The 14,859-nt window shown below is 44.6% G+C and carries 9 protein-coding genes and 1 tRNA gene; 8 read left to right on the top strand and 2 right to left on the bottom strand.

Annotated elements, in window-relative coordinates; translation table 11 throughout:
• Nucleotides 1-67 precede the first annotated feature (67 nt).
• Together ACYVGR_RS16205 and ACYVGR_RS16210 are read left to right on the top strand one after the other, a co-directional pair.
• Complete coding sequence (locus ACYVGR_RS16205; protein WP_460958469.1) at nt 68-556, top strand: Lrp/AsnC family transcriptional regulator; 489 nt, start codon at nt 68-70, stop codon at nt 554-556.
• 211 nt (nt 557-767) lie between these two features.
• Complete coding sequence (locus tag ACYVGR_RS16210) at nt 768-2,366, top strand: glycoside hydrolase (RefSeq protein WP_460958471.1); 1,599 nt, start codon at nt 768-770, stop codon at nt 2,364-2,366.
• Between the two features lie 102 nt (nt 2,367-2,468).
• Here the strand turns inward: ACYVGR_RS16210 and ACYVGR_RS16215 are convergent, their stop codons facing one another.
• Nucleotides 2,469-3,662 (bottom strand): MFS transporter, encoded by a 1,194-nt coding sequence (locus ACYVGR_RS16215; RefSeq protein ID WP_460958473.1) that lies wholly within the window; start codon nt 3,660-3,662, stop codon nt 2,469-2,471.
• 247 nt (nt 3,663-3,909) lie between these two features.
• Here ACYVGR_RS16215 and ACYVGR_RS16220 point away from each other — a divergent pair, with 247 nt between their 5' ends.
• The 5 genes from ACYVGR_RS16220 (at nt 3,910) to ACYVGR_RS16240 (ending at nt 12,839) form a co-directional block, all read left to right on the top strand.
• A complete protein-coding gene (locus ACYVGR_RS16220; RefSeq protein ID WP_460958475.1) occupies nt 3,910-5,466 on the top strand; it encodes a sensor histidine kinase in 1,557 nt (518 codons plus the stop codon).
• Between the two features lie 243 nt (nt 5,467-5,709).
• Nucleotides 5,710-9,153, top strand: a complete 3,444-nt coding sequence (locus ACYVGR_RS16225; protein WP_460958477.1) for an ATP-binding response regulator — start codon at nt 5,710-5,712, stop codon at nt 9,151-9,153.
• 134 nt (nt 9,154-9,287) lie between these two features.
• Complete coding sequence (locus ACYVGR_RS16230; protein ID WP_460958479.1) at nt 9,288-9,443, top strand: hypothetical protein; 156 nt, start codon at nt 9,288-9,290, stop codon at nt 9,441-9,443.
• An 842-nt stretch (nt 9,444-10,285) separates the two neighbouring features.
• A complete protein-coding gene (locus ACYVGR_RS16235) occupies nt 10,286-11,137 on the top strand; it encodes a sugar phosphate isomerase/epimerase family protein (protein ID WP_460958481.1) in 852 nt (283 codons plus the stop codon).
• Nucleotides 11,138-12,545: 1,408 nt separating this feature from the next.
• Nucleotides 12,546-12,839 carry a hypothetical protein gene (locus ACYVGR_RS16240; protein ID WP_460958483.1) on the top strand — a complete coding sequence of 98 codons (294 nt, stop codon included), beginning with the start codon at nt 12,546-12,548 and terminating at the stop codon, nt 12,837-12,839.
• Between the two features lie 252 nt (nt 12,840-13,091).
• On the opposite strand, the gene ACYVGR_RS16245 is transcribed toward ACYVGR_RS16240, so the two are convergent.
• A tRNA-Arg gene (locus ACYVGR_RS16245) sits at nt 13,092-13,163 on the bottom strand.
• Between the two features lie 609 nt (nt 13,164-13,772).
• Here ACYVGR_RS16245 and ACYVGR_RS16250 point away from each other — a divergent pair.
• Nucleotides 13,773-14,240, top strand: a complete 468-nt coding sequence (locus tag ACYVGR_RS16250; RefSeq protein WP_460958485.1) for a hypothetical protein — start codon at nt 13,773-13,775, stop codon at nt 14,238-14,240.
• The last annotated feature ends 619 nt before the right edge of the window (nt 14,241-14,859 follow it).

Consider the following 14,859-nt stretch of genomic DNA (forward strand, 5'->3'; position numbering starts at 1 on the left):
ATATTTAGGACAAATACTTCTTTTTTACCCATTATACAGAACATCTGATTGATTCCACTTTTCTTTTATGAGCCAAACAGAACAGCCCAATCGAGCCGTTATCGAGTTAGACGAAAAGGATTACGCTATTTTGCGACTGATACAGGACAATGCCAAGCTTACCGTGCGGGAGATCGCTTCGCGCATTCACCTGAGCCCTACGCCCACCCACGAGCGAATCAAACGACTCGAACAATTGCAGGTCATTCGGCAATACGTGGCCTTAGTGGATAATCGAAAAGTAAACCGGAAAGTCATGGTGATTTGTCAGGTGGCCCTGAAAGAGCACGATAAACAAACCGCCCACGCTTTTGTGAATGGCATTATTGGGTTTAAAGAAGTGGTCGAATGCTACAACGTATCAGGAGACTATGACTTTATGCTCAAAATTTTAGCCGAGAGCATCGAAAGTTATCATGACTTTTTCATCAATTATTTGGGTGAGGTTAAAGGCATCCAAAAGGCGAAAAGCGTATTCGTTATGGATATCATTAAAGACTCTCATGAAGTGGTGTAATTGTTATTCTGATAAAGGGTGTTTTTGTCATTCTGACGAAGGAAGAATCTTAATGTATCTTTATTCTCAGGTAAGTAAGCGTTAAGATTCTTCGCAGAATGACAAAAAGCACGATCAACTAAAACGTATTTGTAAGATACCATTAGTAGAGTATCAGCCGTTTCTACTCCTATGTATTGACTACCTCCGAGCCTCTATTGGTCATGAAATTATGGTTAAAAATAGTCTACTCACATTGATTGCCTTTACTTGCCTAAGCAGCACTACCCGGATCATTGATCCGCCGGGACAAACAACTACACGGCATCTACGAGCTGAAAAGTCAGTTACCATTAACTTGCGGGAAGAATTTCAGACCATCCACAGTTTTGGTGCATCAGACTGCTGGTCGGCTAAGTTTATTGGCAAATGGCAGGATGAAAGCAAGAAGAACCAAATTGCCGATCTGCTCTTTAGCCTGGATACGTTGCCTAGCGGTCAGCCTAAGGGAATTGGTTTGTCCTTATGGCGGATGAATATTGGGGCGGGGAGCTATGAACAAGGCGACAGCAGCCGTATTAGCGACATTTGGCGCCGGGAAGAATGTTTTATGGATAGCCTGGGCCATTTCAACTGGACTAAACAAAGCGGCAGTCAGTGGTTTTTGCAGGCCGCTCGGCAACGGGGAGTACGCTATACGCTGGGCTTTACCAACTCACCTCCCGTACAAATGACGAAAAACGGCAAAGCGTTTTCGGCGGGAGGCAAATCCATTAACCTTAAACCGGGTGCGACGAATGCTTTCGCAGATTTTTTAGTGAAAGTGGCCGAGCATTTTAAATTCGATTACCTGAGTCCTATCAACGAACCGCAGTGGGACTGGACAGCCGGGAAAAATGGCCGAGCCGGGCAGGAAGGCTCCCCCGCCGAAAATGCCGATATTGCAGCCGTCACGAAAGCGTTATCGGCAAAATTGGCAGCCCAAAAAGCCCAAACGACCGTAGTAACCGGTGAAGCAGGGCAGCTCAATTTCCTCTACGAGAAAGCAGAAAGTGGTCGTGGGAATCAATTAGATTACTTTTTTGCCTCAAAACAAGAAGCTTCCATTACCAAACTCCCCAACGTTGAACCGATTTGGACGTATCACAGCTACTTCACCACCTGTTCAGATTCAGTATTAGTAGCTATGCGACAGAAAGTGGCCCAACGCGTTAAAGCAGTTGGCAATCCGATGCTCTGGCAAAGTGAGTTTGGCGTTCTGGGCGACATCTGTGGCCGTTACAACGGTAGCCCTCGCCATACAGACATGGACTATGGCCTCTATGTTGCCAAGGTCATTCATAACGACCTAACTGTGGCCAATGTAACCTCATGGCAATGGTGGCTGGCGATCAATCCATATGATTATAGTGATGGACTGGTATATATCAATGGGCCGGATGGTAACTACAAAAAGCATGACAACGCTCGACAAGATGGCCAGGTGCTGGACTCCAGGCAACTGTGGGCTTTCGGTAACTATGCCCGATTTGTGCGCCCCGGCATGAAGCGTGTAGCCGTCCATCTGGCCAATAGCGACCCCAAACAAGAGGCTAGTCAGTGTATGATATCGGCCTATAAAGATAGTCGTACTAAGAAGATCGTGCTGGTTTGCATCAACATGACCGCTGATCCACTAACCCTGCCGCTTCGTGGCTTGACGATTCGTCATGGACGATTTGACTGTTATAAAACAACTGAAACCCAAACGCTTGCCAAGTCTATTGTTCCTTCTAACCAGATCCAGCTCGAGCCCAAGTCAGTTGTAACGTTAGTGGGTCAGTATAACTGATTTACGAAATCGATCTCGCCGGGTTAAGACCCAGCGCAAAAACAAAGAATTCATGAACTGCACCGGGTTTTTAACCCGGTGAGAATGGAAAACTTACAATCCTCAATCAGCGCGCCCTTTTGCTCCATAGCTTAGTGAAACGAGCAACAATAACAGGATTATGAATCCAAAAGCGATGGCCAGGGAAAAATGATGGGCAATAAACCCTAGTAAAGCCGGACCAGCCAATAATCCAGTGTAACCCATAGTCGTAATGGCAGATATGCTGACTGTTGGAGCGATACCAGACAATCGGCCAGCCGCACTGAAAAATACCGGAACAACATTAGCCACTCCCAGGCCCATTAATGTAAAGCCAAATAGAGCTCCCATTACCCAAGGACTTAAAACAGCAAGGCCCAATCCGGCGGCCCCAATCAAACTACCTCCTACCACCACCGTTTTACTGTTTAAGCGTGCTACCAGTTTATCCCCTACTAATCGCATTATGGCCATAGCAACAGAAAAGGCGGCATAGCCTGCTCCCGCAAATGCTGGTTCAATTTGTTTGACATCCCTAAGAAAGACGGCACTCCAGTCGAGAATAGCCCCTTCAGCCAGGAAAATGGCAAAACACATCATGCCTAAGAACACTACACTACTGTTCAACCAACTAAACTGTCGATTGCTTTCCGCCGGTTTCTCGTCGCCAGAAAAACGAGCAATCGCTTGTCGTTCAATAGACAACGGAAACAAGTCTTTGTATTGGGTAAGGGTAATAATGATCATTAACGCAGCTATACTACCAATAGCATAAGCTGGATTAAGTCCCAACTTAATCAGAAACCCCAGTCCGAGGGAACCGAACAATCCTCCAACACTAAAAAGGCCATGTAGAGACGACATAATCGGTTTTCCGTACAAATTCTGTACTTGTACACCATGCGCATTCATTGCTACGTCAACAGCGCCAATGCTAGAACCAAAGACAAACAACGCTATCGCCACAGGAACGACAGAGGGTAACAGGAGCAACAACGGCAGGACGAGCGCCATGAGTAGTGCGGCACAGGCCATAACGATACGACTCCCAAAGCGACCAACCAGCCAACCCGAAATAGGCATCATCAGCATGGCACCTCCACCTAATAACAATAATAATAAGCCCAGACTGGCGTCGTTCAAAGCTAAACGATCTTTGGCCAGAGGAACCATCGGAGCCCAGCTAGACATGCCCAAACCGCAAACCAGAAAAATTAACTGGGTGGCTCTTCGGGCCTTTAACAATACGTGTCCTGATGGTATAGCGCTATCCATTACGTACTAAGCAAAATCTAATTGTGAGCACCAAATGTATAAAACAGCTTCTAAAGAATACCGAGTCTTCCGCTCATGAGTAACTTCAAGCCAGTTGCCAGTTTGGTTTTGGAGGCTCCTCAGTAGCATTCAGTAAATAAGTATCTTGCGTACAATTTAAACCGAATGGTGGATACTGCTCAGCATACGATCGGGTAAGGCGACAAATACTGACCAGGGAAATTCACAAACAGGAAGGGATTTGATAATGTCTATACCAGAAAGTGACGGCTTTCTCTTTGGTGATTCACTTATGAATGCCATGCCCGGCAAGCACCTGGTGCTACTGCCCGATGCGCCAAACTTTACGATTGCGGCCGTAACCGATGCGTATCTCGACGCTTTTGGTATCCAGCGCGAATCGCTGATAGGAGCCAACTTATTTGAGGCATTTTTGGGTGACCAACGTGATGATGAATTGGCCCGTCAAATCAGCCAGTCACTAACTCAGGTAGTACAAACCAAACGGCCTCATGTCATGGCCAACCAGCGTCATCAGTGGACCGATCAACAAACGGGCAAACTTACGTGGCGAACCTGGCGTCCGGCCAGCAAGCCGGTTCTGGATAGCTGTGGAGAGGTTATCTATATCATTCATACGATTGAGGATAGTGCCAGTGCCGAGGAGCTACTAAAAGTGGCCAAAGCCAACCAGTATCAACAAACCCTGCTTAATTTAATGAAAGAACCGCTGCAGGTTCTTCAGCCCATTTTCGAAAATGGGGAAATCATCGACTTCCGGTTTAAACTCACCAATCAGGCCTATGCGTCGTATGCCAATACAACTCCTGAACAATTGCAGGGTAAAAAAGTAGGCGACGTTTTTCCCGGCTACTTCGAAACAGTGAGTTTTACGAAGCCCGTAGAAACCTACAAAACGGGTCAGTCACTTACGTTCGAAATCCACTACGATAAAGATGGCCTGGACCTTTATAATCTAATGAGTACGTTTAAAGTGGATGATGAAGTGGTCATCTACTTTACTGATTTTACCCGTCTGAGGCAATTGCAATTGCAGCTTGAAAGCAAGATCGACGAGTTGAAACGCTCCAATGAAAATCTACAGCAGTTCGCTTACGTGGCTAGCCATGATTTGCAGGAACCGTTGCGAAAGATTCAGTCCTTTGCCGATTTACTCAAGAATCAGTATAGCAATCAGTTAGAAGACGGTGCCAGTTTTCTGGACCGAATACAGGCATCGGCGGGGCGGATGTCTGTCCTTATTCGCGATCTGTTAGCCTTAGCCCGCATTTCCACCTATCAGGAAACCACAGAGCCAGTAGAGCTGAAAAACGTTATTGACTCGGTCCTGGCTGACTTAGAGATTCGTGTTCAGGAAACAGGAGCGATAATCGAGATTAAAGAGCCGTTACCCACACTGTCGGGCGATTCTGTTCAATTAGGTCAACTGTTTTTGAACTTGATTAGTAACGCCATCAAATTTCACCGGGTAGGCCAAAGCCCATTAGTTCGGATCAATGCCTGTCAAATCGGCGCCAGCCAATTGCCAACCTCCATTAGTCACATTCGATCTGCTTCAACCTACCATTGCATCAGCATATCGGATAATGGAATTGGTTTTGAAGAAAAGCACACCGAACGCATTTTTCAGGTGTTTCAACGCTTACACGGCCGAAACGAATTTGCCGGAACAGGCGTCGGGCTGGCCATCTGTCAGAAAGTAGCCCTTAATCATGGTGGAGCTATTACAGCCACTAGCCAACCAGGGCAGGGCGCAACTTTTTTCGTGTATTTACCCAAATAATCTCACGTCATAAATCCCTCTACTCACACGATGAGTATATTTAGAGTAGACTTTTAGGTCTACCAATCTATTTTGCCTGGGCGATAGAATCCAGGAGCCAACACAGTGGCCTAATCAGAAGTTAATCAGAATAAGCCTTTCGTTGTGAGCCGTGCCACGGTTTAATAAGAGGCCACAACTAACCGTGGCACGGCTCACAGCAAACTTTTCTGCAAAAACTCGAATCAGTTTCTCTCTTTATCGATGAATGAACTTGACCAATCAGAACAATTTTTAGCGGGTGGTGGCGAAATGGGTGAGCTGATTCGTTCGATGGATTGGTCGACCACTCCGCTTGGCCCAGTTGCTACCTGGCCCCAAAGTTTACGTACCTCCGTTAGTTTGTGCCTTTCCTCCACATTCCCTATTCTGATTGCCTGGGGTCCCGAAACGATTCAGATTTATAACGATAGCTACCGACCTATCTGTGGCGCCAAACATCCGGAATCGATGGGGCAGAATTTCCGGATTTGCTGGGAAACAGCCCTCCCTGTTGTAGGCGATGCGTTTACGCGTGGCCAACAGGGCGAGGGAACTTATATCAAAGACCAGCGCATGTTTCTGGATCGATATGGGTATCTGGAAGAGGCTTTTATGACGTTTTCCTTTGCGCCTATCCGGGATGAAAGTGGTCAGGTAGGTGGCATTTTTCACCCCATTACCGAAACAACCGATAAGATGCTCAGCGCCCGTCGAACGCAGGTGCTTCGCGATGTGGCGGCCCGCACGGGTCAGGCCAAAACTAACCAGGATATTTATACGAGCCTGACGGCTGCCTCGGCAGATTTTGCGCTCGATTTACCCTTTCTGTTGATTTATCAAATTCAGGAAGAACAAAGCCAGGCTTATCTGAAAAGCACAACTGGATTATCGGCAGAGCACCCTTTCCCAGTAGGATTGACTGAGTTGGATGTGGCCCAGACAGACTGGCTAACCGATTTACATCAGCCCTTAGTGATTGAGCAACTTGCTGAACGGATCGGCTCGTTGCATGGCGGTCCTTACGAGGAGTCTCCACACACGGTTGTTCGTTTACCCATCCTGCTATCGACCAAAGAACAGCCGATTGGCTTTTTGCTGGCGGGAGTTAGTCCACACCGGGCGCTGGATGCCGATTATCTCAACTTCTATGCTCTACTGGCCAACACGATTAGTACGGCCTTCTCCAACGTACATGCCTATCAGGAAGAGCAAAAAAGAGCCGAAGCACTAGCTGCTATCGATCAGGCCAAAACTGCCTTTTTTAGCAACATCAGTCACGAGTTCCGTACACCACTAACCTTGATGCTGGGGCCGCTGGAAGAATTGCTTCAGGATACAACCGTATTGGAATCGCCTTACAAAGCGCCTATAGAAGCAACCCATCGGAACGCGCTTCGCTTGCTCAAGTTGGTCAACAACCTGCTCGACTTCAGTCGAATAGAAGCCAGCCGTGTGAAAGCCAGCTTTCGTCCGGTTGATCTGGTCGCTCTCACGCTGGACTTGACCAGTAGTTTTCGCTCGCTAATCGAACGGGGAGGTTTACAATTTGTTGTTGACTGCCACCCATTGCCATCGGCTGTCTATGCCGATACAGAGATGTGGGAGAAAATTGTCCTCAATCTGCTATCCAATGCCTTCAAATTTACCCTACAAGGCAGTATTCGAGTCGAACTTGCAGCTGAGGGGAATACTGCCGTTCTGCGGGTTTCGGATACTGGCGTTGGCATTCCTGATCGGGAAATTCCGCATATGTTCGAGCGATTCCACCGCGTAGAAAATGCCGGTGGTCGCACCTACGAGGGTAGTGGCATTGGGCTTTCGCTGGTTCATGAACTGGTACGACTCCATGCAGGCAGTATTCGGGTGGTCAGTGAGGAAGGAAAAGGGAGCACGTTCATCGTCAATATACCGTTAGGCAAATCTCATCTGCCCGCTGGCCAGGTAGTTGAAGACAAGCCAAGCCATACAATGAGCCGCTTAGCCGAATCCTTTATTCAGGAGGCTAATTCCATATTAGACGAACCAAGCCCTTCGGCTTCAGAAGAGGCTCTCTCCGAAGAGTTTACGGAGAATAAGGCCGTCAAGATTCTGATTGTGGATGATAACGCCGACATGCGGGCGTATCTGACTCGTTTATTAGAACCATCATTTACGGTGTACGCGGCTCTGAATGGGGTCGACGCACTTCAGCAGGTAGCTGGTATACAGCCGCAACTTATTCTGAGCGACATTATGATGCCGGTGATGGACGGTAGCCAATTACTCCACCACCTCAAACAAAATCCAGCCACGGCCCATATTCCACTGATCTTTCTGTCGGCACGAGCCGGGCAGGAAGCCCGAATTGAGGGTTTACAGGCAGGAGCCGATGATTATCTGGTCAAACCTTTTTCAGCCCAGGAGTTGCTGACTAAAGTGCGGGCCCAGATAAACCTGGAACAGTCGCGCAGGCAGGCCGAAACTCGGCTCCGAAACCTGGTTCAACAAGCACCGGTGGCTATGCTTCTAGTTAAAGGGAACGAGCTGGTTATCGAGTTGATCAATCAGGCGATGCTCGAGCTTGTTCATCGCGAAGGCGATGTTTTGGGTAAACCCCTCCTGGCAGCCCTACCCGAACTGAGCGGCCAACCCTTTGTCGATCGGCTTTTACAGGTATATGAAACGGGTATACCCGATCAGGGCTGGGCAGTGCCAATTTTGGTTCAGCGGAATAACAAGCTGGAAGAAGCTTACTTCAATATTCTGTTAACGCCTTATTACGAAGGGACGAAACTAACTGGGGTTCTGGAAATATGTACGGAGGTTACCCAGCAGGTGTTAGCCAGTCAGGCTTTAGCACAAAGCGAAGCTAGTTATCGTCAGCTTTCAGCTGAGTTGGACAGGCAGGTACAGCAGCGAACGGCGGAGTTACAGGCATCGGTTCATGACCTACAGCGCTCAAACGATAACCTACAAACGTTTGCTTACATTGCATCCCATGATTTGCAGGAACCTTTACGAAAGATCCAGTCATTCGGCGATTTACTCCAACAGCGCTATGCAGAACAGTTGGGGGATGGAATTGATTATTTACAACGCATGCAGGTCGGAGCCAACCGCATGTCTACCCTGATTCGGGATTTGTTGAATTTTTCCAGAATTTCAACTCGGCAGGAAGCACCCTCTCAAATTCCACTGACAGACCTTGTTCATACCGTACTGGCCGATCTGGAGGATATGATCAATGCGTCAGGTGCGCACGTACAGGTAAATCCATTGCCAACTGTGCTGGGCGATCGCTCCCAATTAACCCAGTTACTACAGAATCTGTTGTCGAACGCGCTCAAATTTCACCGGAAAGATTTATCTGGCCTCCCAATAGCGCCAGTTGTTTCGGTAACTGCTCACCTGGTCAATGCGACCGAACTCCCCACCCAAGTTAGACCTTTTCGGGCAGCTACAACCTACCACCGGATCGATGTTGCTGACAATGGTATTGGTTTTGATGAAAAGTATTTGGATCGTATTTTCCAGATATTTCAGCGGCTGCACAGTCAAAGCGTCTTTGCAGGAACGGGTATTGGTTTAGCCATTTGCGAAAAGGTAGTGGCTAATCACGGAGGAACTATTACGGCTACCAGCCAACCGGGTCAGGGATCTACGTTTAGTGTATATCTACCCGCCTGATTAGCACACAATGTGGTTTTATAAATTAATCAGGTAACTATCCTGTATTAATTTTCACTAAAAATGGGGAAAGGCAATGATGTCAAAGTTGCCAAACTGCACGAAAGGATATGTGTTTTCTTTAACTTTGACTTATGAAAACAACGTTGTTATTTCTCGTTCTTGCCCTGACAGCCTGCACAGGGAAGAAAAAAGAGTATAAAGAGCCGCCTGTTGGCATACGAGTTACGCGGGAGCCGAATGGCAAAATTGTCTCCGTTCCTGATAGTTCAAGAAGGGATAGCCTTTAACCACAAGGTTGTGTTAAAAAATTAACTTTAGTAGCGTTTCGGCAACGATGATAAAGAGCGAAGCTGTAACGGATAGTATAAGCGTCCAGGGGCCGGGCAAAATCGATTGTCTGTTCATGTTTATTAACGTTGAGATAACAAATAAACATGAAATTATTATAAATGTTTAGGCGATAGTAATAAAAATAGACCTTTATATTCTACTGCTCCTGTTAGAAATAAAAATGGCAGCTCCGGTAGTGCATAGAGAAGCCAGAAATAAAGCTCCTATTATTGGGTAGCTAACCTGCTTTAAATACAGCGAAACAACTGTGTAGCCGAAACAACTGATGCCTATTAATAAAAAGAAAATAGTCAAGGTTCGATAAAAGAGGTTCATAGTTCTGGAAGTCCTTTACTAAATAAGCCCCCACCAGCATTGACTGGCAGGGGCTGTATTACTAAGGATAGCTACTAAAATGGATGTAATAAGGAAGATTTAATGTGGTGTTTTTTTTATTTAAAGTAAATAATAAGTTACCAATATAGCAAATAGATCAATAAAAATTCAAATAAAGATAATAATCAAACCAGCATAAATCCTACTCCAACGCTTTTCACACCGTAGCATTAATACGCTTCCAATTTAGATTCTAGAGATTCTTTTGATTCTATTAATAATTAATATCTAACCCATCAAGTAGAATCAAAAGAATCTCTAGAATCTACTTTGCTAAATCACTAGTTAAAAATAATGCAGGCTTTCACTGGATTAAACCAGTAGAATTCTGCATTATTTTTTTTGTATGCTACAATCGATCTTGCTGACCAACTTTTACAAACCTTGATTCTACTCTACTTTTATGGCCTTTCTCCGTACGATTTCCCGAAGCGAGTTCCTCAAAACAAGCGCCCTTGCTCTTTCTCTGCCCATTCTGAGTAAACTGGATGCTAAGGCGGCTCCGCTAAAAAACGTTGGCCTACAACTCTATACGGTCCGAAATGAGATGGAGAAAGACGTAGAAGGTACGCTGAAAAAGGTAGCGGCTATTGGCTATACCGAAATAGAAATAGGTGGCTACTACGGTAAATCTCCCAAGGAATTCAAGGCCTTTCTGAGTGGAATGGGGCTGAGTGCGCCAAGTCTCCTCACCATGACGAGCACAATGAAAACCGACTGGCAGAAAACCGTCGACCAGGCCGCTGAAGCTGGACAATCGCTCATAGGATGCGCCTATTTAGCCCCCAATGAACGTAAAACTATTGATGACTATAAAAAGCTGAACGAGTTATTCAACCGATCAGCAGAAGTATGCCAGAAAGCCGGGCTTCAATTTATCTACCACAATCACGACTTTGAATTTCAACCCCTAGACGGTCAGATCCCCTATGATCTACTTCTAAAAGGAACTGACCCTAAATTGGTTAAACTGGAACTAGATATATACTGGTCAACAAAAGCAGGGCAAGATCCGGTAGCGCTATTCAAGCAAAACCCAGGTCGTTTCCCAATTGTCCATTTGAAGGATATGGAAAAAACAGCCGAACGATCCTTCGCACCAGTAGGTACAGGTTCCATTGATTTTCAGCGAATTCTGGATGCGCGCAAGATTGCGGGTATTAAACACTATTACGTTGAGCAAGACATCTGCAAAGTTCCCCCGCTGGAAGCCATTGCCATTAGCTTCCAAAATGTTAAGAAGCTTAATGCCTGATAATGAATATCAATTGAGGCTTTTACCTGCTGGCAGCAACGATCTATGCCAATAAGGAGTATTGGTACTAAGTGATAATCTTTAATAGGTCCTACAGTCGTCATCTGCTTTGGTGACGACTGTTTTTTATGTATTTACTATATCAAACTACAGGCGTAAGAGAATCACATATTACTCTGATTAACAATACGATACTTTCATGAATGAAAAACGCCAGCCCTACAAGAACTGGCGTTTGGGCAATATCCACACCATCCCTACCTAAGTAGGAGACAACAATAGTACCCAGAGCTTTCCCGAATGGGCTATTGGCAAGCCATATACTTTTTATAACAATACGCTATAGTCCTACTATGCCTAGTTAAGTTGCGAGATAGTATCTGAATGCGGTTTGTGACGATTTGACTCCTCGGCAATAGCCGTAAAAAACGCCAGTCCCAATGAGACTGGCGTTATCTATATTCTATCCACACCATTCGTGCGCCAAAGCGCACCTAATAACTTCATGCAACTTACGGCATACTGAAGTCAAGTTCATTAATATAAAATTAAAAACGCCAGCCTCAGTAAGGCTGGCGTTTTTTGTACCTAATCCATTCTACACATGAGTGAGGAATAATAGTAGTACGTACAAAGAACACGAACAGGCTATCAGGATCTATCGTTTCACACAGGTCGCTATCTACATCCCCTCTATTAAGTCTTATAGCTGTATAAATGGGCCCGCTGATCATTGTAAAAACGCTGACCTCAAACGAGCCATCGTTTACAGATTATTTCCAATGAATAATTAAGTTTACATTTAATAATTACCAAAACAAAATAAGAAATAAATATCTACATTTGGTAACACATCGATTAAACAGTTCAACTAACTAATATATGTTGATTTTAACCGAATTGGAATTTTGATTCTAATCTGAAGTTCATGGCATCTTGATTTGGTAGGCTTTTAGTTATCAAATACGCACGAAAACATCATTTTTTAGAGAGTTAAGCATATATATGAATTCTAAGGAATCGAAAACACGTTGATTTACGTATAGTAGTCAATCCATGAAACTGTTTTCTCTATGCTCTATCCAGCAACACAGGTCATTGCTCCACTAGGTTACATTGTTTACTTACTACAGCAGATGCGTCTGAGAAGGATCAATTAATTGACAAAAATCAGTACAGAAGACTAGTACTCGTCCAATTTAGTTTCTATAGATTCCTTGGATTCTATCGTCTTTGATTATCAGTACAATAGGATCAACCGCGCGGGCGGCCCCGAGAATCTATAGAATCCCCTGGAATCTAGTTTGCCAAAGCACTAGTATCGACTTTAAACTAACTGCAGACAAGGTTTATACCTAACTCTTAAAACCCTCTTTTCCTCTAAACTCTAGCTTAAATCAGTAATAGCATGTTTACGTTGATGACTCAGGTTACAGCTCAGAATACGCACATCCAATCACTTACCTTTTGTGATGATGTCTCGGATATTGATTATGCATTTGCCCGACTGGAAGGATTATTTCAGCAGGTGTTATTCATCAACCCTGGCAATGCTCGTTTATTGCAGGCGTGGGTGATTTTGGATCAACAGGCCAGACCTAATTTAAAGCAACTTACTGCTGACAGCACCGGGGTAATCTCCAGAAAAAGGATTTTTATTTCTCTCCAGGAAAAGATTAGCCATGCAGTGGATTTGATATAGCATGACAGCTATCAAAGTCGTTATCTTATACTTGGCCTTTTGCTTAACGTGGTGCCACGGTTTTTCAATAGAATCGTAGCACCACGTTAAGCGAAAGGCCTAATTCTATTTCGCCGGAAAATTCCCTGTTGACGTAGTGTTGAAATGAATAAAAAAATGCCCCTAGAAAGTGCCTGTGGGCATTGTTAACATACTGTTAGAAATCAAAAACCGCGTTTACAGGCTGTAAACGCGGTTTTTGATTAAAGTTCGTGGCTTTATAGGGACTCGAACCCCAACCAACAGTTCCGAAGACTGTGATGCTATCCATTACACCATAAAGCCATTGCGCAAAAGTAAGCTTATTTAGCAGATTTAAGGCATAGGCAAACTCAACAATTTCAATTTGAGTCGATATTTAGCAGAAAAGCGGGACCGCATCGATCTGATAGGGACTCTTGTTGGATACCACCCCATCCTTTTTAGCCTACGAAACAAAAATCCCGATCAGCAATTGCCAACCGGGATTTAGGGACACCAAATTATTAATTATAAAACTATCAGCCTGAATAGGGCAACACTCAGGCAGGTCGAGATAATGAATATTGATCCCCAGGTTAGTATGTTTACCAGATCAACTGAAAGTATGCGTGAGCGATTCATGTAATGTAGAGGTTATGGCGATAATAGTAGGCATACATACCGTATAAATACTTAGTTTCTTGATTGAGTATTTTTAACAGTTTTTTAATGATAAAAACCTTATAATCAGAGATTATAGTAAGATATAACTACAAAAAAATATAACAGAATAGCTTCTTCTTTCGAAAGTTACGTTCACTCATAAGATTTTTTGGTCAATGGCGTTCTAACTAAGTCGTCAGGCAGTTATGTTAAGCCGTCAGATTGCACCAATTAGCCTATATAGTATATTTGCGAGAAACCTTCTCTTTCATGAAAAGCGGTCTTTACCTATTCCTATTGTTATTGTTGGCCACTGCCGGTTATTCGCAAAGTGACAAAATCCCTAAAGGGGCAAATCGAATTGAAGTCTCTACTACACTGTCCGATTCTGCCTTATTCGATATGATTTCCTTTAGACTCGAATCGGTGGGCTTTTTTATTGAACAGTCAAATCTGGAAAAGGGCTATATCATAACAGAATATAAAAACGTAAGTAAGCCAGATACGGACCCTATCTCTATAAAAGTTATTGTTGGTATCAGCGGTAATAAGGCTGTTTTTAGGGGCCAGGGAGATGCTGAAGTTCTAGGCTATAAGTATACCAACGTGCCCCTAGTCTATAGAGGGTCAGGGAGTGGGGTCGAAAAGAGCGGTTTTGTTTCCTTAACTGAATTGGTAAAGAAAATATCAAAAACGATAGGAACTTCCAGTATCAATTACTTAACCGGTAGTAATTAGAATGGGGTTTCAAATGCGAAAACCAGCCAGGATTGGTTAGAAGTAACAAGAGGTTAAACTCACTAAAACCAGTATTTCCAAAGCCATTGCCCCAGAAGCCATAGCCCAACAGCCAGGATAGCTAATAAAAGTGTCCACGGGCCGGGATCAGGCCATTTTGCTCGCTTCATTTTGTTTTGACTTGCCTCAATTTCAAGCAGTCACAAAAAATGAACAATAAGAAACCGGTTTGCCTAAAAAAGCAACCTCACCGCTATGTACAGCAAGACCAGCACAATGGCAATAGCCAATGGCCAGGCACCTGGTAGTAGTGGTTTTTTCATAAATGAGCCGCGCTACTGTGCTATATACGGCAGCAACTGAACAATAGATGTCAAGATGTCACTCATTATTTAGGCTAGATTGAAAAATAACCTTCTTTCCACGCCGAGTCGCTCCACTTACTTTTCCAATACGGTGCCTTGCCACCATCCTCTACATCGCAGACAGGTACTTTTATAAGCGGCTCAGTTTAGTCAGCGGGTATTGTTATGCATCCTAGCTGCCCTGGTACCACTTGTGGGGTGGTCCTATTTAGCCGGACACTTCACTTTTGAGAGTTTGATAAAACAGTTTGGTA

This window comes from Spirosoma litoris (assembly GCF_054776755.1).